We start from the raw sequence: 23,480 nt of genomic DNA, 5'->3' as shown, positions 1-23,480 counted from the left end.
GCGGCGATACCGGCTGCTACGAGTCCTCGTCGTCCTCGGCATCCGCGATGGGCGCGTCCAGCAGGGCCAGGTCGTCCTTGGTCACCAGCCTGCTCGAGACCGCGTACTCGACCAGCCGGGCCTTGCGGTTCATCGCGAGCCTGCCCTGGCCTCCGCGCATTCCCTGCACGCCGATGCGGTCGAACTTCTCGCACACGTTGTCGAGCTTGCGGTTGAACCGCGTGCTGGTCCACCCGAGCCGCTGAGCCGCCTGCGCAGAACTGGGGATCTCGCTGGCGCCGGTGCCCTCGCGCTTCAGCGCGGGTTCGGCGAGAGCGAGGATCAGCATCTTCTGACGCGTGGTCAGCGGCACGTGCCCGATCGTCGACTGGCCGCCGTCCGCGCCACCGCTCGAGTCGATACGCAGCGTCGGGGCTTGGGAGTGGATCGTGAACTCGTACGTCACGGGCCCGGCGGTGAACACGACCGTGGTCTGCTCGAAGACGATCGGCAGGCGCGCCCCCGGTGCCAGCCACGCGTTGACCCCACCCGACGAATCGGTGACGGTCGCGGTCAGCCTGGCCCCGACGTTCGACAGCCACCAGAGGCCGTCGTTGTGCGAGATCTCGAGGAAATGACGATGCAGGAACAGATTGTCGTCATCGAGTTCCAGATCCCCCTGACGCCCGACGTAGAACGGCTCCTCCGGTTGCGGTGAGTAGTACTCCCCCGCGAACTCGACTGTGATCTCCATCAGCCCACGCACCCCCTGACGGGCTCGGGCGTGGAACGCCCGTCAGCCCTCTTGATGAGCACCTCGATGCAGGTGCGCCCCGTCCGCTCCCCCTCCAGGGTGGCGTTCGTCTGTTCCACGATATGCGGTTCGCCCGGACCATCGAGCGTGACTTCGTACCAGATGTACGTGTCGCCCTTCTCCGGTGCGGGGTTCGTCCAGGTGAATGCGACGACGCCGCCCTCGTTGCCGCCTGTGACGTCTTCCGGCGCGGGAACGACCCCCGCGAGCGGGTCCTGCGGCTGCGGCGCCTCCGTGGTCGGCGTCGGCGCCGGCACGAGCGCACCGGTGAGACTGCTCGCGAGCACGATGCCGCCGACGACCACCACCACGCCGATCACCGCGATGAGCCACCCCCACCACGGCATGCCGCTGCGGCGCCGCTGCGGACTCTCCTGCACACCAGTGGGCGCTGCCGGCGCCCAGGTGGCAGCCGACGGCGCCTGCATCTCGGGTGCGACGACCGCGGGTGGGCGCAGGGCGGTGGCGTCGTCGTCCGGCTGCAGCGCGGCGGGCGCACGGTGCTGGGTCGCCTCGAGCGCATCGGCCTGCGGCGGCCGATCGAACCGCGGCACCTCGACCGCGGCCCCGCCGGGCTGCTTGCGCAGGGTCGTGGCGGAGGGCCTGGTCGCCGTCGGGCTGTCAGGGTTGATGGAGCGGACATCGCGGACCCTGGTGAGCCCGTCGCCGTCGTCCTCGAGTTCCTCGGGCGCCGGATGCTCGTCGACGATGTCGATCGGCGTCACCGAGTGGGACAGCTCGATCTGCACCTTCTGCAGCGCGCGTGCGAAGGCGACGGCGCTGGGGAACCGGTCATCCGGGTTCTTGGCCATCGCGCGCTCGAGCACGCGCTGCAGGCTCTCCGGCGAGTCGGGCCGCCCCAGCGGCGGAAGGGCCGCCCGCTCGATGCGCTCGATGAGGTCGGCGCTGGAGTTGCGCTCGCCCGGGCGCTCGAACGGCGAACGCCCCGCGAGCAGCGTGTACAGGGTGGCGCCGAGCGCCCACACGTCGGTGCGCGGCCCGCTCTGCGGCGGCTCGGCGAAGGACTCGGGTGGCGACCACGGGATCGACATTCCGGAGGATTCCCCCGTGGCCTCGGTCGTCGAGGCGATGCCGAAGTCGGTGAGAGCGGGCCTGTTGTACTCGGTGACGAGGATGTTCGCCGGCTTGATGTCGCGGTGCAGGACTCCCGCGCGGTGCGCGGTCTCGACGGCGCCGGCCACCTGGATGCCGACCCGAAGCGCCTCCGCCACCAGGAAGGTCTCTTTGCGCGCGCGGATCTGGAGGTTCGGCCGGGGGCAGTACTCCATCACGAGATACGGCCGGCCGTCGCCCGCGACGCCGGACTGGTAGATCGTCACGATCGCCGGATGCGTGGACAGCATGGCCATCACGTTCGCCTCGTCGGCGAACTCCTGCGCAGCCTGCGGAGACGGGCGATCGGCGAGAAGCACCTTCACCGCGACGCGGCGGCGCGGCATCTGCTGCTCGTAGAGGAAGACGTCGGCGAAGCCGCCCGTCCCGAGCGGTTCGAGGTAGGTGAAGCCGGGCAGCTGCGGCGGCGGCGACGGACGTCGACTCACGAAAGGCCCTCGAAGACGATGGTCACTCCATCTCCCAGATCCACGACATCGCCGGACAGGACGAGGGTCTGCTCGCCGGGGTGCAGACGGACGGGGTCGGCGCCAGGGCGCAGCAGCGTGGAGCCGTTGGTCGTGTGGAGGTCGATCACGACGACGGATCCGGCCTCGGGGCGCACCTCGAGGTGGTTGCGAGAGATGTCCTGCTGCGGGCTCTCGACGGCGACGAGGTGCGGCATGCTGTCGCCGCTCGCGCGAGTCGAGCGCGGGCGGCGTCCGATGATCACCGTGCGGTCGAGCTCGACGACCTGACCTGTCGAGACCGTGATGCGACCGGCCGAGCCGGGCACGACCGGAATCACCTGAGTGGCTGTCTCGTCGGATGTCGCGCGCCGCTGGCGGAGCGCTGCGAGCTCGGATGTCGAGATCGTCGCGCCGTCGTGGTCACCAAGGTCGGCACCCGGCAGCGGCGGGATCACGGGCGGAACAGCGGGCCCGGCAGGCTGAGCGGATCCGGAATGCAGCGTCTCGCCGAAGAGCTGCTCGAACTCGTCGATGTCGCTGGCCGGAGCATCGCCGGCCGGAGCGAACGTCTGCTCCGGGGGCTCCCAGGTGTGCTCGTCGAGGCCGTTGTCGTCGAGCGAGGCGTCGTGCTCCGCCTCGTCGGGCGACGAGGGCAGCGACTCCTCCCCTGCCTCGAGGTCGGACACGGACGTTTCGTCCCGCTCCCCTCGCTCGGCGACCAGGGAGTCCTCGTCCGCAGCTGCGACGGGCGGGAGGTCGAAAGGAGCCGTCTCGACGGGCAGGACCGCCTCTTTCGGGGCCTCCGGCTCCGCTGCCACGGACTCGGACGCCGCCGATTCGTCGTCAGGCGTCGGTTCGGAGCTCTCTGCCCCGTCGTCGAGGCCTGCTGCGGGCGTTTCGTCTCGCGGGGACTCCTCCTGAGCGGTCTCCGACGAGTCGAGGTGTCGCTCGGCCGACGGAAGGTCGGCGGAGAGGAGGTCGGCAGACGGGAGGTCGGCGGACGGGATCACGACGGGCGCGACCACGACAGCAGGAAGCCCCCCGGGCGAGACGGCGAGCGGAGCATCGGGCACGTCGTCGACATGAGGCGCCGACGGCACCCCGAACAGAGCCAGCGCCGGCGCAGGGCCTCCTCCGAGAGCCGCGGCCGATGCGCCCGCCTCGATCTCGTCGATGCGCGGCGCAGGGCCCAGCACGGCGACGATCGGTGCGGCGTCGCTCGCCTCGAGCTCTGCGCTCACCGCGGCGGCACAGACGATGCCGCTCTGCACAGGCAGAGCGGAGGCGGCATCCGTCTCCTCCACCGTGATCTCGATGCGCGTGGCGCCGGCGATGAAACGCTCGCTCCACGTCGTCACCTCGGCACCGGAGAACTCGTACTCGGCATCCGTCCCGCTGCTGACGCGGGCGACGACGCCACCGCGCAATGCGATGCGCACGTCGGTGCCCTCGGCCACGGCGGCGACGAACGGCGGCAGGGCGACGAACGAGCCCCCGGCCGCAGTCGTCAGCACGTCGACGACGCTCGCCAGCGTCTTCTCGGACGGAAGCTGGTCCCACAGCCGCGAGACGATGTCGCTGGGCACATCCGGCGGCAACGCGACCAGCGCGCCCGGAATCACGATCAGGTACCACTGTCCCGGTCGGTAGATCGTCTGCATCAGCGAACCCCTCCTGCTGCCTCACGTGGACGTGTGTCCATGTCGATGTCGTCGGTCTCGCGCGGAGCACCCGGCCGCGATGCCACCTGCACCGCATCCGCGATCACGACGGTGATGTTATCGCGCCCACCCGCGAGCAGCGCCTCCGCCACCAGCGCCTCGGCGGCCTGCTGCGGATCCGTGACACCGGTCAGGATCTCGCGGATGCGGTCGTCGCCGAGTTCCGACGTGAGTCCGTCGGAGCAGATCATCATCCGATCTCCCAGCTCGGCCGGGAACAGCCAGTAGTCGGCGTCTCCCGTGCTGCTCGCGCCGATGGCGCGCGTGATGATGTTGCGCCGGCGGTCGGTCGCCGCGGTCTCGGCCGTGAGCTCGCCCGCCTCGATCAGCTCCTGCACGACCGAGTGGTCGACCGTGATCTGCTCGAGCTCGCCGTCGGCGAGGCGGTAGGTGCGCGAGTCGCCGATGTTGATCGCCAGCCAGTACCCCATGCCGTCGACGGACGCGACGACGACCCCGCTCAGCGTGGTGCCTGCGCGTCCGTTGCCGGTGGTCGACAGGTGCTCGACCCCGTGACGGGCCCGTTCCAGGGCCACGCGCACCTCGTCGAGCTCGAGCGATGCGCGCCCGAGGTACTTCGAGAACTCCTCGATCACGGTGGCGCTCGCGCGCTCGCCCGCTTCGTGCCCGCCCATGCCGTCGGCGACCACGAACACGGGAGCGTCGGCCAGGTAGGAGTCCTCGTTCAGGGCGCGGCGGAGGCCGGTGTGCGTCGCCGATCCTGTCGTGACGACCAGCCCCGGCGTCACGCGTAGCCGCCGATCACGACGATGCGGTCGCCGATCTCGATCGCGTCTCCCAGACGCACGGGCACCCGCTGCCCGGACGGGCAGGCGATGCGCTGCCCGTCGCGCACGATCGTCATGCCGTTGGTCGAGTGCCGATCAAGCACCCATCCCCCCGACACATCGGCGGCGGCCTCGAAATGGGTCTTCGACAACGACAGCGTCTCGTCGCGAACCGTCACCAGCACGGCGCCTGCCTCGGGCGCGGGGTTGCGGCCGAAGATCGTTCGACGGGTCACTGTCATGCGCGCGCCGTCGTCCCAGGTGAACACGAGGCCGTGCCCGGGAATGCTGATGCGTGTCGCCTCGATCTCGGCTTCGTGGGGATCGAGAGGGGCGTCGACCGGAGCCGCGGATGCGGGAAGCACCGGATGCGCTCCGGCATCCGGCCCCGAACGCACCCAGGAAGTCGCGGGCGCCACGGGAGCCGCGGGTTCGGGCTGTGCCGGCGCCGGTTTCTGGATGAGGGTCTCGTACAGCTCGGGATCGGTCTCCGAGTCGGCGGACTGCGGCGGGTGGACGATCGCGCCCGCGGGCGCGACCCCGGGCACGTATGCGATGGGCGAGTCGCCGCCCGCGGGTGCGGATGCGACCGGGGGCGTGTAGGCGGCAGGAGCCTGCGGAGTCGGGGGCGTGTAGGCCGGAGCTGCCGGAAGCACGGCAGGAGCCTGGTACGCCGGGGGCGTCGGAGCGCTCGGCGTCCCCGCGTCGTGAACCGGCGGCGCAGAGTACGGCTGCACGCCGGCGGACTGCGGCTGACCCAGTGCGGGCGGCGGAACCGGCCCCGGAGGAACGATCGGCACCGGCGGCACGCCGTGCGCGGGAGGAACCTGCGGCGCTACCGGAGCGGGAGGCGCGACCGGGGCGGGAGGGGCGACCGGGGCACCGACAGCGCTCGGCGCCGGTGCGTCCGCGAACGCGAACGCGCCAGTGGACGGTGTCGTGAACCCGCCCTGCACGCCCCCGGGGGCGGGGATCCCCGGGATCCCCGGGATCCCCGGCATCCCCTGCGGGATCGGAACGGCCGTCGTCGCGGGTGCCGGGCCGAAGTCGGGCACGGCGACAGGGAGCGGGCTCTTTCGCGCGTCGAGCACGACGGCCTTCGCCACACGGTCGTGCCAGCCCTGGAAGCGTCCTGAGCTGTCGAACAGCGGCGTGAAGTAGCCGACGATGATCCAGCCCGATACGCCGAACACGACGTTGCGCAGCAGAGCACGGCCGAATCCCACCGGCATCCCGTCCTCGGCGGACGCGAGGCGCACGCCCTGCGCGCGCATGCCGATGGATCCGGACTTCGCCTGCATGGCCGTGTACACGAGCAGCCAGCCCAGGAGCACGAGCAGCAGCGCTCCGTAGCCGATGGACAACAGGATCAGCATCGCCTCGAACGACCCGGAGGTCCCCGCGATCACTCCGACGATCACCGCCGCGACGATCGCGACCCCTCCGGCGATGAGCGCATCGATCAGATAGGCGACCGCACGCCGCGAGATCGGCGCGATGCTGTCGATCGCTGGCTCAGTCATGGGGTCTCGCTCTCGGCTGAGGTGGACGTCTTCGTGCGGCTGCTGCCCTTGATCGTGCCAGGTTCACGGCGAACCCGCGCGGCTGCGGCATCCTTCAGATTCTGCATGCTGTTGGCGACGGCCGTCCCGCCGATCAGGGAACGCAGGTTGAGGCGAGCGCGCAGGCGCTTCCAGAACCCGGCATCCTTTCCGAGGCCTCCGACGATCCCGTCGACCTCGGCCCAGAATTCGTCGACCTGGGCCGGTGTCGGCTCGGAGGGGCCGAACACCTCGGCGTCCGCGCGGTCCGCGAGAGCCGTGACAGCGGGGATCGGGAGGGGACGCGGCGAGGGTCGCCGCCTCCTCGGCGCGGGTGCCGCCCGGCGCGAGCCGCGCGCCGTAGTCGATCGCGCGGTCCGTGAGCTCGTCCCACCCGCCGGTGATCCGATCCGCCGTCCGAGCGGCGTTGCGGCGTGTGCGGCGCTTCGCCGCCTTCCACGCTCCGACCACGATGAACGGCGACGCGAGCAGGGCCATCACGCCGAGTGCGGTCCCGCCGATCGCAGCGATCAAGCCGAGCAGGGCGGCGAGGTTGAAGGTCTCGTCGTCGCCCTTGCGGTCGTCGGGAAGCGTCGGCGGCAGGTCGACCGGTTCCTGCGGCGGGGGCGGCGGCTGCAGCACCTGCGGCTTCGGGTCGACCTTGGGCTTGGTGTTCTGATCGTTCGGTACCTTGTCCTCCGGCGGGGTCGGGTTGAACGTCACCCAGCCGATGTCCTCGAAGTTGACCTCGACCCATGCGTGGACGTCATCGCCCGTCGCCGCGAACTCGGCCTCGCCCTCCTGGTCCTCGTCGGGGTAGTAGCCCATGACGACGCGGGCCGGGATGCCGACTTCGCGAGCGAGCAGCGCCATCGCGACCGCGTACTGCTCATCGTCGCCGATCATCTGGTCGCCGCCGATGAGCGTCGAGATGCGCTCCGAGGTGTGCCCGGCGCGCGAGAGCACCTCGCCTTCCAGGCCGTGGCTGAAGAATCCGCCGTCTGCGAGGAAGGTCTCGAGTGCCCGCACCTGCTCGATCGGAGACTCCGCTCCCGCGACCGTCTCGGCGGCGAGGGAGGTCAGCTCCTCCGGCACGTTGCTCTGCTTGGGCAGCGCGACCTTGCCGAAGTCGACGTCGGCGAGCTGCGTGTCGTCGAGCTTCGCCGGGATCACGGTGTCGACCGTGTACGTGTCGCCGCTGGTGAGCTTGGCCGTGACGACAGCGGTGCCCGTGTCGCTGTTGTAGTACCCCGAACGGCGCAGCTCATCGGCGCGCTTGCCGGTGAAGTCGATCTGGGAGACGGCGCCGGCATCCGGCATCCACACTCCGCTGTAGTCCTCGATGGCCACCTTCAACGTCACCGGGACGCCCTTCGCCTCGGGCGACATGTTCGAGCGCAGCGGGGCGAAGGCGCTCGAGGAGCCGGGGCCGCCATCGGTGACGTTGTAGACCTGGCCGTCGAACTGATCCATGACCGCGATCCGGATGCGCGCTCCCTTGGGCAGGCCGCTCACCGTGAACAGCGTGTCCTCGGACTCGTCGCGCACGTTCTTGCGGAACGACTGCAGGGGACTCGGATAGTCGTGGATGTTGAACGGGGGGATCACGACATCGCGGAACACGTGCCGCGGCTGAACCGGCTGGGCGATCGCGCTGGAGGCGATCCCTGCACCGCCGGCCACCGCGAGCACGGCGACTCCCGCCAGCAGTCTCCGCATGCGCATGTACGCCGCGCGGGCGGGGTCGACCTCGCTCACCGAGACGGCGGCGTTCTGCGGCGCCCACAGCTGACGCAGCGCGAGCCAGGAGATGGCGAAGATCGCGAACACGAGGCCCTGAGCCAGCGGGAAGGCCGGCTCGGGGGTCCCCAGAACGATCGCGAGGATCAGGACGACGCCCGCGGGGATCAGCGCCCAGCCCACCTGACTCAGCCGTAGGGCGAGGGATGCCGTGAGCACGGCGCCCACGAGCGAGAGCAGGAACGGCACGATGAGGTGGCCGTCGGCAGCAGCGACCGGCGCCACCGTGGTCAGCATCTGCTTCCACGAGGTGACGGTGCCCAGAGCGAGCTTCTGAAGCGTGTCGATCGTCGGAACGAACCCGAGGAACGCGGTGTGCGGCAGGGCGAGAGCCCCGCCGAACACGAAGTACGCCGCGACGGTCAGCCCGGTGATGATCAGGATGCCCCAGCGGCGCCAGGCCGCGACCGCGGCGATCGCAAGCCCCAGGAGTATGCCGCCGACGACGGCGGGAAGGTAGGAGGGGCCGGCGAACGTCGTCCAGAATCCGGTCATCGCGACCGCGGTGAGCACCGCGGCGGCGGCGAGGTCGAGGATCCAGCGGCGCAGCGGCAGCGCCGCGGGTGCGGTGGCGGGGGCGGTCATGCGAGCACCTTCTGCAGGGCGAGGGGGATCTGTTCCAGCGCGCCGATGGTCACGACATCGGCGTCTCCGATCCGCCGCAGTCCCGGCGTCGTCGCGGTGCGATCCGCGACCACCGCGAGCACTCTGGCGCCGAAGGGCAACCGCGAGCATGCCATGCGCAGATCGTCGCTGCGGACTTTCGAGCCGCAGATGAGCACCACGACGCTGGCGAGCGGCATGGTCCTCGCGAGCACGCCGGCGAGCTCGTCGATGCCGCCGCGGCGCGGGCGCGAGTTCTTGACGGCCGACAGCGAGTCGAGCAGCTGCTTGCCTGTGCCGGAGGGGAGCTCACGGCCCTGCACGCGCACGTCGACCCGCTGCGAGTCGCGGATCGCCCGCAGTCCGATCGACCCTGCCGCCGAGATCGCGAGTTCGAAGTCCTCGGGCGTCGCGTACTCCGAGGCCGCGCGCGACAGGCCGATCACGAAGTGCGAACGGCGCGTCTCCTCGTACTGGCGCATCATCAGGGTGCCGGTGCGCGCCGTGGACTTCCAGTGCACGTGGCGCAGGTCGTCGCCGGGCTGGTACTCGAGCAGAGCGTGGAAGGAGACGTCGTCGCGCGAGAGGTCGGTGGCAGGAAGCCCTTCGAGATCCCGCAGGTATCCGAGCGACTGACCGTCGAACAGGATGGTCCGCGGGTGCACGAACAGATCCACCGGATCGTCCCGGTGGTGGGCCCGCTCGAACAGGCCCAGCGGGTCGCCGCGGACGACGCTCACCGGGCCGACCTTCACGACGCCCCGCTTCTGCGTCGGGATCGTGAACAGCTCTTCGGCCTCCTCCCCCGGGGCGAGGCGCTGGATGCCGAACTCGCCACGGCCGGCGCCGACGGGCAGCACCACGCGCGAGGGCAGGATGGCCCTGGTCCCGCGGTTCGCGAGCTTCAGGGCTCCGATCGCGCGTTCTCCGACCACGACACGCGTGCGCGCCAGATCGAGCGACACGTCGTAGGCAGTGCGTCCGATCAGGAACAGCGCGCACAGCACGACGGTGATCGCGATCACCACGGCCGCGAACGTGAACTCCGCCCAGCCGCCGATCTGCCCGATGATCCAGAAGCCCACGGCGAGGGCCATCAGCACCCAGGCGAGTGGACGGATCGCCGCCGTGATCCTGCGAAGGCGCGCGAGGAGCCGCGCGCCGATGACCGCCGCGATGTCGCGCCAGCCGGCGTCGCGGGTGGTCGGCGCAGGCGACGCCTCGAGTGCCTCCGTGGTCATCATGCCGCCGTTCGCGCCTGCGGTGCCGGAACGGAGTCGAGCACGCGGGCGATGACGACCTCGCCGGTGGTTCCGGCGAACTCGGCCTCGGCGTCGAGCAGCAGGCGATGCTGCCACACCGGGCGCGCGAGCGTCTTGATGTCGTCGGGGAGGACGAAGTGACGGCCGTGCGTGGCCGCCCAGACCTTCGCCAGGCGGACCATCGCGATCGCGCCCCGCACCGAGACGCCCAGGCGCACGCCCGAGTCCTTGCGAGTCGCCTCGGCGAGCTCGGCCACGTAGCGCAGCACAGCGGGCTCGACGTGCACGGTCGCGCCCAGGTCGGCCATGTCGGCGACCGCGTTGGTCGTGATCACGGCGGTCAGGCCGGCGGAGGGGTTGCGATCCGATGCTCCGGCGAGGATGCTCTCGGTGATCGCCAGATCGGGGTAGCCGATCGAGGTCTTGATGAGGAAGCGGTCGAGCTGCGCCTCGGGGAGCTTGTACGTGCCCGCCTGCTCGATGGGGTTCTGGGTGGCGATCACCAGGAAGGGGCGACCGGTCTCGTGGGTCACGCCGTCGACCGTGACGCGTGACTCCTCCATGACCTCGAGGAGCGCCGACTGGGTCTTCGGCGAGGCGCGGTTGATCTCGTCGGCGAGCACGATCGACGCGAAGATCGGTCCCTTGTGGAACTCGAAGCGATGCTGCTGCTGGTCGTAGATGGTCACGCCGGTGACGTCGGACGGCAGCAGGTCGGGCGTGAACTGGATGCGGGCGCTGGTGCCCTGCACGGTGGAGGCGAGCGCCTTGGCGAGGCTCGTCTTGCCGGTGCCGGGAGCGTCCTCCAGCAGCACGTGCCCCTCTGCGAGCATCGCGGAGAGCACGAGCGCGACGACCTCGCGCTTGCCCTGCACGGCCTTGTCGACGTTGTCGACGAGACGGGTGAAGGTTCCCTGGAACCAGGTCGCCTGCTCAGGGGTCATTGTCATGGGGATCGTGTTCCTGTTCTCGTGTGGGAGTCGGTGAGCGTCAGTACCAGACCAGCGCCGTGGCGTATCTGTCGAGCTCTTTGATGTAGACGCGGACCGTGTTGCCGGGATAGCCGTAGTAGCAGTTCAGGTCGACGCTGCCGTTGGCGGGCACGTGCTGAGCCTGCGAGCCTCCCCATCGACCGCCGTCGTCGCAGGCCAGGTGATAGCTTCCGGGGTTCGCGAAGTTCGAGACCGTGAGACGCACCCTGGCGCAGGACGACGATCCGCAGTCGGGCCATGATCCGGACGCGCCCTTCTCGGTCCTCAGCACCTCGGCCGGCGGGTCGTTGGTCCGTGCCGAATCGGAGGCGACCGGCGACCACTGCCCCTCGGAGTCCTGCGCGCGCACCTTGATGCTGTGGGTCTGCTTGTAGCCGTCGCCCACCGTGCGCGAGCCGCTCATTCCGACGTTCGTCCAGGCGCCGTCGTCGACGCTGATCTGCACGACCGAGATGGGACGGCCGTTGTCAGATCCGGAGGCGTCCCACGAGAGCTTCACCTGGGTGCCGAGGTTCTGCGCCTTCGCCGTCGGCGCGAAGGGCACGCCGAAGGGCACAGCGGTCGCCGCGTTCGACGGGGCGCCCGAGTAGGTCGAGCCGTTCACGGACGCCACGCCCCTGACCTCGACGGTGTAGCTCGCGCCGTTGGTGAGGCCCGAGATGCGGGTGCCTGACAGTCCCTGCCAGCCGCCGCCGTTCAGTCTGTACTGGTACGAGACCTCGCCGGTTCGCGCACCGTTGCGCGCGCCGGGCGTGTACTGGATGTCGATGAACCGGTCGCCCGGCTGCGCGACGAGACCGGTGGGAGCACCGGGAGCCGTCACTCCGCGGCGCGGAGCCGACGGGGCGCTGTAGTCACCCCATCCGGCCTTGTTGTGGCCCCTGATGCGGAAGGTGTACTCGGTCTCGCTGGTGGGCAGCGTCACGGCCTGGCTCGTGGCGCCGGCGCCCGGCGTCAGGGTGCGCACGAGCGCCGACCCCTCGTAGACCTCGAGCTGATAGCTGTCGATCGCGTCGCCGTTGTTGTCGGGAGTCGCCCAGTTCACCTGCATCTGGGCCTGCGAACCGACAGGAGAGAGCTCCTGCGTCGTCGGCGCAGCGGCGGCGAGCGGAGGACCGGCGGGGATCTCGGATGCCGACCAGCCGCTCCAGCTCGACGGCTCCGGCGCCTTGTTGTGCGCCTGGATGCGCACCTGGTAGTTCGTGCCGTTCTCGAGCCCCTCCCAGGTCAACGAGTTGCCGGTGACCTCCTTCTGGGCGATCCCGGAGGGCGGGGCGGGAGAGATCTCGAGCGTGTAGCGCTCGACGGGGGAACCAGGGGTCGACGGCGTCGACCAGCTCACGGCGAGAGACTTGTCGCCGAAGACGAGTGCGGGCGGGTTCGGGGTGTCGGGTCGCGCATCGGGACGCGCGACCGCGGAGACCGCGGAGGGCTCGCTCTCGCCGACCCTGTTCGTCGCCGTCACCTGGAACGTGTACTCGACGTTGTTGGTGAGCCCGTCGAGCGTGCAGGTCGTCGACTGGCAGTCCTTCGAGTACGCGCCGCCGCCGGCCGCCTTCACGGTGTACTTCGTGATCGCGGCGCCGTTGTTCGACGGAGCCGAGTACGAGACCACGACGGTGCGGTCCTGCACGCTCACGACCGTCGGTGCACCCGGCGCGTCGGGCACGCCCTGCACGGTGACGACGACCTGTCCGTCGGCCTCGCGATCAGCATCCTTCGTCGCATCCTGGATCCGGTAGCGCACGACCATCGTCCCGACGAAGTCCTTCGCCGGGGTGACGATCAGCTCATCGCCCTTCTTGTCGACCTCGCCAGAGCCCGACTCGACGACGTACGACACGATCTTCAGCGGCGTCTCGGGGAACGGGTTGAAGTCGTTGGCGAGAACGGGCACGTTCACCGCGCGCCCCTGATCGGCCTCGGCGATGGTGTCGGTGTTGGCCGCGGGCAGCGCTCGGGTCGACGCCGCGACGATGACGGTGATCGTTCCCTCGACGGGTTCGGTCTCGCCGTCGGAGATGCGCAGCGTCAGCGTCAGCGCGGTGCCCTTCTTCGCGCCAGACGATGCCTCGACCTTCAGCTCATCGCCGTCGACCTTCGCCGTGACGCCCTTGCCTGCTCCGCTCACGTATTCGAACTCGTGCTCGTCATCGACGTCGGGATCGACCGTGAGCGCTTCCAGGTCGAGCGTCGTCGCTTCCTCGCCCGGTGCGACCTGCACCTCGCCGCTGATGAACACCGGCGGCTGGTTCTCGGACGGCAGCACGTCGATCGGGATCGTCAGGGTGGACGTCCGGCCGTCGGGGTCGTCGGGTCCGGTGCCGTCCGTGACTTCGAAGGTGAGGGCGTCCTGACCGAAGTAGTCCGGGGCCGAGGTGTAGACGAGCGTGGTCTCGTCCTTCACCAGGTCGGAACCGTCGGCGTGCACTGCGCTCACCTTGGCGTGCTCGGTGATCCGCGTCGTCCCGCCACCCGCCACGACGACATACTTCGACAGCGGCAGCTCGATCGTCTCGCCGCTGACCACTTCGACCGGCTTGGTCGAGTCGAGCGCCGGGCGCAGACCCGAGACCGCGGGGACGAAGATGAACGCCGAGGCCTCCAGACCGTCCTGGTCGGTGAGCGTGTAGCGGATGAGCTGCTGCTCTTCGGTGACGGTGACGCGCACCTCGCCGTTCTTGAGCAGGGTCGCGCCGGAGCCGAGGTCGAGCGCGAGCCCCTCGGTCGTGCCGTCGGGGTCCTCGTCGTTCTTCAGGATGTCGATGTCGGCCGTGAGGCCGCCCTCGGCCACATCCTCGGAGCGGATGCGGTCGTCGCGGGCGATCGGCGCCACCAGGGGCACGTCCTCGTCGACCGTGATCTGCAGCACCGCCGACGCCGTCGCACCCCGCGCATCGCGGATCGTGTACTGCAAAGACGTCTCCAACGCACGGCCGGGCGCATCCACGAGAACCCGGTCCCCCGACACCCGCGCCGACAGCCCGTCGATCTCCGGGATTTCGAGTCCGCCGTTCTCCTCATCGACCAGAGTGATCTTGTCGCCCTCTGGATCGGAGTCGTTCGCCATCACCGGCACCGCGATCTCACGCCCAGGACGCACCACCACCGCATCCTTCACCGCATACGGCTCCTGATTGACCAACTGCACCGGAGCGATGCCCACGCGGATGCTCGCAGTGCTCTCCTTGCCGAGATGATCGCGCACGCGGTAGGTGAAGGAGTCGACTCCGGAAGAACCTCGGAACGCCTCGTAGGTGAAGAAGTTCGGCCCGGTGGCGGTGATGCGGCCCTTGGTCGGGCTCGAGGCGATGTCGAGAAGCTCGACGGAGTCGCCGTCGGCGTCGATGCCGTCGAGCGGCACCGCGATGTTGGTCTCGGATCCGGCGAGCGCTCTCGAGACGAGGTCCTGCGGGCGCGGTGCCGAGTTGGTGGCCTCGTCGACGGGAAGCACCTGGATCGTGACGAGTCCGGCGGCCTTCTGCTGATGGGAGTCGACGGCCTCGTACGTGAGGTACACGGTCTTCGCCTCGGAGCCGGCCTTGAACCGCACCGTGTCCTGCGACACGAACGCCTCGCCGTCGGCGGGGTCGACGAGCGGCTCGATCAGCTCGGGCGCGACGTGCAGGGCACCGCCGCTCGGCTGCACGTCGTTGTCGAGCACCGGGATCGTGACCACATCGCCCGCACGCACATAGGCGGTGTCGGGGGTGGCGACCGGCGGCAGGATGCTGTCGGGGGCGGGGATCGGGATCACGATCACTTCGCCGTCGGCGGATGCGGAGCCGTTCGAGATCGTGTACTCGATGCGGATCTGCCCATCGAGCGATCCCTGGTCGGTGATCCGCAGCGTCTCGTGGTCGAGCACCGAGACCGAGACCCCGCTGCTCGGGTCGATCGAGACCGACTGCACGACGAGGATCCCGCCGCCGGGGTCGGTGTCGTTGGCCAGCACGCCGACCAGCACGTCGCCGCCTGCGGGCAGCAGCGCGACATCGCGGACCGCGATCGGCGGGAGTTCGGAGGCGCTCGCGTCGAGCACGTCGACTCTGACCAGACCCTCGGCGTTCTTCGGACCTGCGGTCGCCAGATACTGCACGTAGTAGGTCCCGGCGGCCTGCGCGGTGAAGCTGAACTGCTGGTTCGTGAAGTCGGGCGCCACGGCCGCGCCGGGCGCATCGCCCACGCGCCCCAGCCGCAGCGGCTCGGCCCCCGAGCTGGTGTCGTTGCTCAGCGGAGACACGGTCACCTGCTCGCCGACCCTCGTCACGACGTGGTCGGCGTTCGTCTTCGGATCGGTGCTGCCCTCGGCTCGCACATCGAGCGTGATCGTCGCCGTGCCCACCTCGCCGAAGCCGTCAGCGACGGTCACCTCGACGTCCTTGCGACCCTGCAGGCTCGCCGTGGCCTTGTAGCTGATCTGCCCGTCGGTCGTGAACTCGACCTCGTCGCCGGGTGCGGCGACGACCGACTTCAGGTAGATGTCGTCGCCGTCGGGGTCGATCCAGTCGGGGAGGATGTTGTACGAGATCGTGCCGCCGGTCTCGACTGTGAGACTCGTCTTGCGCTTGGGGCCGGGGGCCGAGTTCACGTCCCATCCGTGCACCGAGAGCGTGACGACCGCGGTGTCCTTGCCCCCGCGTCCGTCGTCGGCCTCGTAGGTGAAGCTGCCCGTCCCCGACGCCTTCTCATCGACGGCGATCTGCAGCGATCCGCCGTCCTGGATCGGCTGCACGGTGCCGAGCGCCGGCTGCTGCTCGGCGAGCGCGGCGACCAGCACGTCGCCATCGGGATCGTTGTCGTTGTCGAGCACCGGCAGCATCGTCGACGCACCAGGGCGGACGCCGAAGGAGTCGTCTTCGGCGACCGGCGGGGTGTTCTGATCCGAGCGCTCGGGGAGCGTCGTCTGGACCGTCTCCTCCGTGGTGTCCTCCTGGTCGTCCGATTCGCCTTCCGGCGGGACCAGATCCTCCCAGTTGTCGACCTGCGACAGACTCTCGTCGGCGAGCCACGCTTCTCCGCCGACCGCGTCGTTCAGCACGATCACATCGCGGTTGACCCGGAAGGTCAGAGCGGTCGAGTTCCGAGCGCCCGGTATCTGCGCCTCGACGTCACTCGCATCACCCGTGCAGTCACGGACGAATCGCGCGCTTCCGGCCCAGGCGGCGTAGGCGCAGCCGAGCAGCGAGACCGGCGCCGCCGGCTCGCCATCGCCGCCGGCCTTCGTCGTCGTCGGCTCACCGCCGTCGAGCGGCACCGAGACGAGCTCGTCTCTCGTCGCGACCAGCACGGCGGATGCCGCCGCAGACGACTGCTGGAGCACGGCATCCGCCGCGTCCCCGATGCTCGTGCGGAACCCGCCGGGCGTCGTCAGCACGCCTGCAGCGGCGTCGAAGACGACGGGAGTCCGGCCGACGACCGTGATCTGCGGGGCCTCCGAGGTGTCGAGATCGCCGACCGACGCGGTAGAGGAGTCGAGCGGCTGCCCTTCGCGGTCGACCGGGATCGTGACGATTTCGCCGCGCGAGGCGGACAGCCCGAACACGGTGCCGTCCTGGGCGACCGCGACCTCGGCGCCCTCGCCCAGTTCGGCGACGGGCTCGGCGGTCTCGGGTTCGAAGGCGGCGATGCCGCGCACCGGAACGACCCAGAGATCACCGGAGTCGCGATCGAGGACGGCTGCGGTGCGATCGCCGAGCGCCACCTTCGCGGATGCCGGGATCTTGGCGGAGTCGCCGAGCGTGACTCTGGCGGGGTCGACCGCGGTGACGGTCGACGCCGCCTCATCGACCACGAGGACGTTCGTCTCGTCCTGGAGGATGTCGTAGTTCTCGGCCGCGGTCCGCAGCCCGCCGTCGAGGAGCGTCGACTCGTGGTTGAAGTGCCCGACGAGCAGACTCGACGTCTTCGTGATCCAGACGCCGCCGTCGTTCAGATCGACCTTGGTCGTCGGGTTGCCCTGGTACGCGAACGCGAGTGTGGTGAGGGCGACCGCACCGGCGGCGACGCCTGCGGCGGACGCGAGCCGTCGCGGGCGCGCACGCATCCACGTCAACGCCTTCATCCCCGGACTCCCCCCTGGGTCAGTCACTCGCACTCTCCGCGCCCCGCGAGCGGCGACGCACCCGTCGAGTCTAACCGCCGAGGCCTCTAGCGCCCATGGGCAGAGCTGCCCACGGGCGGGCGGTCAGTTCCATGCTCGTCGCTCGTACTCCGTGCCGTTGATGACGGCGGACGCCTGATAGGTGCCGTAGCCGCGTGAGCCGTGGTAGCAGCCGAGCCGGCCCTCGTAGTGCCCGTTGCCGTCCGTGGTCACGGAGTACGGACCGCCCCATGAACCCCAATAGCCGTCGGCAGGACGGTAGTCGGCGCACTGCACCGAGTACGAGGTGTTGGCCGCGAAGTTGTCCATGTGCACGTAGTACCAGGCGCAGGTGCCGTCGCCGCAGTTGTCCTGGCCGTTGGCGTCACCGTCCGAGGTGATGTAGGCGGTGGGCGGGGGCGGCGGATCAGAAGCGGCGCTCGCCGTCGCGCTCTCGACGGTCTGGCCGACTGCATCCGTCGCTCTCACGCGGATGCTGTGGGTCTGGCTGTGGCCATTCCCCACCGTCTGCGCTCCGCTGTTGGCGACCGTCTGGTAGCCGCCCCCGTCGATGCTGATCTCGACCTTCGTGATCGCACGTCCGTTCGCCGAGACGTTGCCGTCCCACCCCAGCGTCACGCTGGTGCTGTTGCCTGCTGCCGTCGCTCGCGGCTGCTTCAGCGGGCCGTACGGGTTGCCTCTCGCCACGTCCGAAGAGTCGCCGGGGTAGGCGGTTCCTGCCACGGTGGCGAGAGCGCGGACGGTCACGTTGTAGTCGGTGCCGTTGGCGAGGCCGCCGATGACGCCGTTGCCCGGCAGGTTCACCCACGAGCCGCCGCCGTTGAGCGAGTACTGGTAGGCGATCTCGCTCGCCGCGGCGCCGTTGCGAGCGCCCGGTGTGTACGCCACCTGCAGCTGGCCGTCGGCGCCGGTCGGCTTCGCGGTGACCCCGGTGGGCTTGCCCGGCCGGTTCACGCCGCGGCGCGGCGCCGAGGCGTCGCTGTAGTCACCCCAGCCGGCCTTGTTGTGCGCACGGATCCGGTACGTGTACGGCGTCTCCGAGGTCGGGACCGTCACGGCCTGCGTCTTGGCGTCTGCGGCGGGCGTGATCGTGCGCACCAGGGTGCCGCCCTCCCACACCTGCAGCTCGAGCGCGTCGAGCTTGTCGCCGTTGATCCCCGGCGGCACCCAGCTGACCTGCATCTGCGCCTGCGTGCCGACGCCCTGGATCTCGGCGGTGGTCGGAGCCGCAGGCTTCAGCGGAGGACCCGCAGGGACCTCCTTCGCCGACCAGGTGCTCCAGGCCGACGGCTCCGGAGCTTTGTTGTGCGCCTGCACACGAACCTGGTAGTTCGATCCGTTCTCGAGGCCCTCCCACACGAGGGAGTTGCCCGTCACCTGCTTCTGGGTGATCCCCGACGGGGGCACCGGCGAGATCTCGAGCGTGTAGCTCTCGACGGGAGATCCCGGCGTCGACGGGGTCTTCCAGCTCACCGAGAGCGACCGGTCGCCGAACGCGAGCGTCGGCGGAAGCGGAGTGTCCGGTCGGGCATCGGGGCGCGCCACCTCGGACGCCGCGGAGGGCTTGCCCTCGCCGACCCTGTTGGTCGCCGTCACCTGGAACGTGTATTCGACGTTGTTGGTGAGCCCGTCGAGCGTGCAGGTCGTCGACGTGCACTCCTTGCTGTACGACCCGCCCTTGACCGACTTCACGGTGTACCTCGTGATCTCGGCCCCGTTGTTCGACGGAGCGCCGTAGGAGATCACGACCGTGCGATCCTGCACGCTCGTGATGGTCGGGGTGCCCGGCGCATCGGGGACGCCCTGCACGGTGACGACGACCTGCCCGTTCGCCTCGCGCTCGGCATCCTTCGTCGCATCCTGGATCCGGTATCGCACCACCAGCGTCCCGACGAAGTTCGCTGACGGAGTCACGACGACCGAGTCGCCCTTCACGGTCGCGCCGCCGCTGCCCGACTCGGTCACCGCGGACACGAGCGTGAGCGGCGTCTCGGGGAAGGGGTTGAAGTCGTTGGCGAGCACCGGCACGGTGATGCTCTTGCCCTGGTCGGCCTCGGACACCGTGTCGGTGTTCGCCGCAGGGAGGGGACGCGTGGATGCCGTCACCATCACCTGCACGGTCCCCTCGACGGGTTCGGTGACGCCGTCGGTGATCTTCAGCGTGAGCGAGGAGACGGTGCCCTTCTCGACGTCGGAAGAAGCCGAGACGCGCAGCGTCGATCCGTCGACCTCTGCCTTGATCCCGGAGCCTGCCCCGCTGACGTACGTGAACGTGTGCGAGCCCGCGTCGTCAGGGTCGGGGTCGTCGGTGAGCGCGGCGAGGTCCAGGCCGATCGCTTCCTCGCCCGGAGCGACCTCCATCTGCGCGCCCGTGAACGAGGGCTGCTGGTTCTCCGGCGGCAGCACATCGATCGGGATGGTGAGCGTCGCCTTGCGCCCCTCGGGATCATCCGGGCCGGTGCCGTCGGTGACCTCGAACGTCACCGCGTCCTGGCCGAAGAACCCGGCCGCCGACGTGTAGACCAGCGTCGTCTCGTCCTGCACGAGGTCGGCGCCGTTCGCGTGAATGGCGCTGACCTTCGCATGCTCGGTGATGCGGGCGGTGCCTCCGCCGGCGATCGTCACGTACTCCGACAGCGGCAGCGACTTGGTCTCGCCGCTGACGACCTGCACGGGCTTCGTGCCGTCTTTCAGGGTCGGCCGCAGACCGGAGACCGCGGGGACGAAGATGAACGCCGAGGCCTCCAGGCCGTCGCGGTCGGTCAGCGTGTAGCGGATCAGCTGCATCTCGTCTGTGACGGTGACGCGCACCACGCCGTCGTCGAGCTCCCTCGCGCCCGTGCCGAGGTCGAGGGCGAGACCCTCGGTCGTGCCGTCCGGGTCCTCGTCGTTCTTCAGGATGTCGATGTCGGCGGTCAGCCCTGTGCCCGTGAGGTCCTCAGGACGGACGCGGTCGTCGCGCGCGACGGGCGCCAGCAAGGGCACGTCCTCGTCGACCGTGATCTGCAGCACCGCCGACGCCGTCGCACCCCGCGCGTCGCGGATCGTGTACTGCAAAGACGTCTCCAACGCACGATCGGGCGCATCCACGAGAACCCGGTCCCCCGACACCCGCGCCGACAGCCCGTCGATCTCGGGGATTTCGAGTCCATCGTTCTCTTCATCGACCAGAGTGATCTTGTCGCCCTCGGGATCGGAGTCGTTCGCCATCACCGGCACCGCGATCTCACGCCCAGGACGCACCACCACCGCATCCTTCACCGCATACGGCTCCTGATTGACGTCCTCCGGTGGCGCGATGCCGACCCGGATCGTCGCGGTGCTCTCCTTGCCGAGATGGTCACGCACCAGATAGGTGAAGGTGTCGACCCCGGTCGACCCGTCGAGCGCCTCATAGGTGAAGTAGTTGGCGCCGGTGGCGGTGATGCGCCCCTTCGTCGGGCTCGATGAGATGTTCAGAAGCTCGACGGAGTCGCCGTCGGCGTCGATGCCGTCGAGCGGCACCGCGATGTCGATCTCGGTGCCGCTCAGCGCTCGCGCGGGTGATGTCCTTCGGGCTGGGTGCAGCGTTCGTCTCGGCGTCGACCGGCAGGATCTGCACGGTCACGTAGCCCGCGGCCTTCTGCTGGCGGGAGTCGACGGCCTCGTACGTGAGATACACCGTCTTCGCCTCGGAGCCGGCCTTGAACCGCACCGTGTCCTGCGACACGAACGCCTCGCCGTCGACGGGGTCGACGAAGGGCTCGATCAGCTCGGGCGCGACGTGCAGGGCATCGCCGCTCGGATGCGTGTCGTTGTCGAGCACCGGGATGGTCACGACGTCGTCGGCGCGCACGTACACGATGTCGGGATTCGCGACGGGCTGGAGGATCTTGTCGGGGGCGGGGATCGGGATCACGACGACCTCGCCGTCGGCCGAACCGGTGCCGTTCGAGATCGTGTAGCTGATGCGGACCTGATCCTTGAGCGCACCCTGATCGGTGATCCGCAGCGTCTCGTGATTGAGCACGGAAACCGAGACGCCGGTGCGGTCTTCGATCGACACGGACTGGATGACCAGGACGCCGCCCGAGGGATCGATGTCGTTGGCCAGCACGCCGACGAGGACGTCTCCGCCGGTGGGGAGCAGGGCGACGTCGCGCACGGCGACGGGCGGCAGCTCGCTCGCGGCCGCGTCGAGCACGTCGACGCGGACCAGTCCCTCGCCGTTCTCGGGTCCGGCCGTGGCGAGGTACTGAACGTAGTACGTGTTCGGGACGTCGGACTCGAAGGTGAAGGTGTCGTTCGTGAAGTCGGGCAGAACCGTGGCGCCGGCGACTTCGTCGGCACGCCCGAGCCGCAGGCGCTCGCGACCGGAGCTGGTGTCGTTGGCCAGCGGGGAGACCGTGACCTGCTCGCCGACGCGGGTCACGACGTGGTCGGCGTTCGTCTTCGGCGCGGTCGACCCCTGCGGACGCACATCGAGCGAGATCGAACCCGTGTAGACCTCCCCCAGCGCGTCCGCGATCGTGACCTGAACGTCCTTGCGTCCCTGCAGGCTCGCCGTCGCCTTGTAGGTGATCTGACCGTCGGTGGTGAAGTCGACCTCGTCGCCCGGCGCCGGCTCGACGTTCTGGAGATAGATGTCGTCGCCGTCGGGGTCGATGTAGTCGGGGAGGATGTTGTAGGAGATCGTGCCGCCGCTCTCGACCGTCAGGCTGGTCTTGCGTTTGGCCGTCGGCGCCGCGTTCACATCGCCGTCGTGCACCGCGAGGGTGACCACGGCCGTGTCCTTGCCGCCGCGGCCATCGTTCACCTCGTATGTGAACGACGCCGTGCCCGACGCCTTGGCGTCGACGGCGATCTGCAGCGAGCCGCCGTTCTGGATCGACTGCACGGTTCCGATGGAGGGCTGCTGCTCGATCAGCTCGGCGACCAGAACGTCGCCGTCCGGGTCGTTGTCGTTGTCGAGGACCGGCAGCAGCGCGGTCGCCCCTGGGCGCACGCCGAAGGCGTCGTCTCCCGCGTCCGGAGGGGTGTTCTCCGCCTTGCGATCGGGGAGCGTCGTCTCCACCGTCTCCTGGGTGGAGTCCTCTTCGTTCTCGGTCTCACCCTCGGGCGGAGTGATGTCGTTCCAGTTGTCGACCTGCTGCAGGCTCTCGTTCGCGAGCCACGCTTCGCCTCCCACCGCGTCGTTCAGCACGATGACGTCGCGGTTGACGCGGAAGGTGAGCGAGGTCGATGCCTCGGCTCCGCTGATCCGGGCGGAGACGTCGTCCTCGGATCCGGCGCATTCGCGCACGAAACGGGCGGACCCCGCCCAGGCGCCGTACGTGCAGCCGCGCAATGAGACAGGTTCGGCGGGGATGCCGGCGCCCCCTGCTTTGGTCGTGGTCGGCTCGCTGCCGTCGAGCGGCACGCTCACCAGTGCGTCGGCGGTGGCCAGCACGACCTCGCCGGATGCTGCGGACGCCCGCTGCAGCACCGCGTCCGCAGCATCCGCGATCTTCGTCCGGAACCCGCCGGGGGTGGTGACCACTCCTGCTGCCGCGTCGAGGACGACGGGCACTCGCCCGACGGCCGTGATCTTCGGGGCGACGGAGTCGTCGATGTCGCCGAGGGAGGCCGTCGAGGACGCGAGCTCCTGGCCCTCGCGGTCGACCGGGATGGTGACGACCTCGCCACGCTCCGCGGACAGGCCGAACACGGTGCCGTCGGAGGCGACGGTCGCATCGGCCCCGGCGCCGAGGTCAGCGGCGGGTTTCGCGGATTCGATCTCGAAGGCCGCGATGCCCTTCACGGGCACGACCCAGAGCTTTCCCGACTTCTGATCGAGGATCGCGGCCGTCTTGTCGCCGAGCGCGACCTTCGCCGACGCAGGGATGCGGCTGTTGTCACCGAGCGCGACACGTGCGGCGTCGATTGCCGTGACCGAGGACGAGCCGCGGTCGACGAGCAGGATGTTGCTCTTGTCCTGCAGGATGTCGTAGTTCTCGCCGGTGGTCCGAAGACCTCCGTCGAGCAGGGTCGACTCGTGATTGAAGTGCCCCACGAGCACGCTCGAGGTCTTCGTGATCCAGACGCCGCCGTCGTTCAGATCGACCTTGGTGGTGGGGTTGCCCTGGTACGTGATCGCCATCGTGGTGATGGCGACGGCCGCGATGGCGACTCCGGCCGTCGACGCCAGCACCTTCGGACGCGCGCGCATCCACGACAGCACCCTCATACCCGGTTCCCCCCAGGGCCACGTTCTCGGGTGCCCGCGCGTGCGCGCTGAGGCACTCCACGCCCGTGCCGAGTCTAGCCGTCGGCGGT

The 23,480-nt window shown here is 69.8% G+C and carries 11 protein-coding genes; all 11 read right to left on the bottom strand.

The features are described from left to right. Window positions 1-16 precede the first annotated feature (16 nt). Complete coding sequence (locus QFZ53_RS05185) at window positions 17-736, bottom strand: hypothetical protein (protein WP_292908006.1); 720 nt, start codon at window positions 734-736, stop codon at window positions 17-19. Beyond that, window positions 733-2,355 carry a serine/threonine-protein kinase gene (locus tag QFZ53_RS05180; RefSeq protein WP_292907996.1) on the bottom strand — a complete coding sequence of 541 codons (1,623 nt, stop codon included), beginning with the start codon at window positions 2,353-2,355 and terminating at the stop codon, window positions 733-735. The genes QFZ53_RS05185 and QFZ53_RS05180 overlap by 4 nt, the downstream gene beginning before the upstream one ends. Beyond that, window positions 2,352-4,037: an FHA domain-containing protein gene (locus QFZ53_RS05175; RefSeq protein WP_307294274.1), complete on the bottom strand. Its 1,686-nt coding sequence runs from the start codon at window positions 4,035-4,037 to the stop codon at window positions 2,352-2,354. The genes QFZ53_RS05180 and QFZ53_RS05175 overlap by 4 nt, the downstream gene beginning before the upstream one ends. Beyond that, entirely contained in the window at window positions 4,037-4,846 is an 810-nt protein-coding gene (locus QFZ53_RS05170; protein WP_292908000.1) for a PP2C family protein-serine/threonine phosphatase, read from the bottom strand. The genes QFZ53_RS05175 and QFZ53_RS05170 overlap by 1 nt, the downstream gene beginning before the upstream one ends. Continuing rightward, window positions 4,843-6,408 (bottom strand): RDD family protein, encoded by a 1,566-nt coding sequence (locus tag QFZ53_RS05165; RefSeq protein ID WP_307294269.1) that lies wholly within the window; start codon window positions 6,406-6,408, stop codon window positions 4,843-4,845. The genes QFZ53_RS05170 and QFZ53_RS05165 overlap by 4 nt, the downstream gene beginning before the upstream one ends. A 63-nt stretch (window positions 6,409-6,471) precedes the next feature. Next, a complete protein-coding gene (locus QFZ53_RS05160; protein ID WP_307294267.1) occupies window positions 6,472-8,811 on the bottom strand; it encodes a transglutaminase family protein in 2,340 nt (779 codons plus the stop codon). Continuing rightward, window positions 8,808-10,073 (bottom strand): DUF58 domain-containing protein, encoded by a 1,266-nt coding sequence (locus tag QFZ53_RS05155; RefSeq protein WP_307294264.1) that lies wholly within the window; start codon window positions 10,071-10,073, stop codon window positions 8,808-8,810. The genes QFZ53_RS05160 and QFZ53_RS05155 overlap by 4 nt, the downstream gene beginning before the upstream one ends. Further along, entirely contained in the window at window positions 10,070-11,041 is a 972-nt protein-coding gene (locus QFZ53_RS05150) for an AAA family ATPase (protein ID WP_292907639.1), read from the bottom strand. The genes QFZ53_RS05155 and QFZ53_RS05150 overlap by 4 nt, the downstream gene beginning before the upstream one ends. Window positions 11,042-11,081: 40 nt before the next feature. Beyond that, on the bottom strand, window positions 11,082-17,147 hold the full coding sequence (locus tag QFZ53_RS05145; RefSeq protein WP_307294262.1) for an Ig-like domain-containing protein: 6,066 nt from the start codon (window positions 17,145-17,147) through the stop codon (window positions 11,082-11,084). Window positions 17,148-17,270: 123 nt separating this feature from the next. Next, a complete protein-coding gene (locus QFZ53_RS05140; protein WP_307294259.1) occupies window positions 17,271-20,690 on the bottom strand; it encodes an Ig-like domain-containing protein in 3,420 nt (1,139 codons plus the stop codon). Next, window positions 20,578-23,391: an Ig-like domain-containing protein gene (locus tag QFZ53_RS05135; protein ID WP_307294258.1), complete on the bottom strand. Its 2,814-nt coding sequence runs from the start codon at window positions 23,389-23,391 to the stop codon at window positions 20,578-20,580. Before QFZ53_RS05135 ends, QFZ53_RS05140 begins: the two co-directional genes overlap by 113 nt. Window positions 23,392-23,480 lie beyond the last annotated feature (89 nt).

The sequence above is a fragment of the Microbacterium natoriense genome (assembly GCF_030816295.1).
In the GTDB taxonomy this organism is placed as follows: domain Bacteria; phylum Actinomycetota; class Actinomycetes; order Actinomycetales; family Microbacteriaceae; genus Microbacterium; species Microbacterium natoriense_A.
This window is presented reverse-complemented; position numbering and strand designations above follow the sequence as displayed.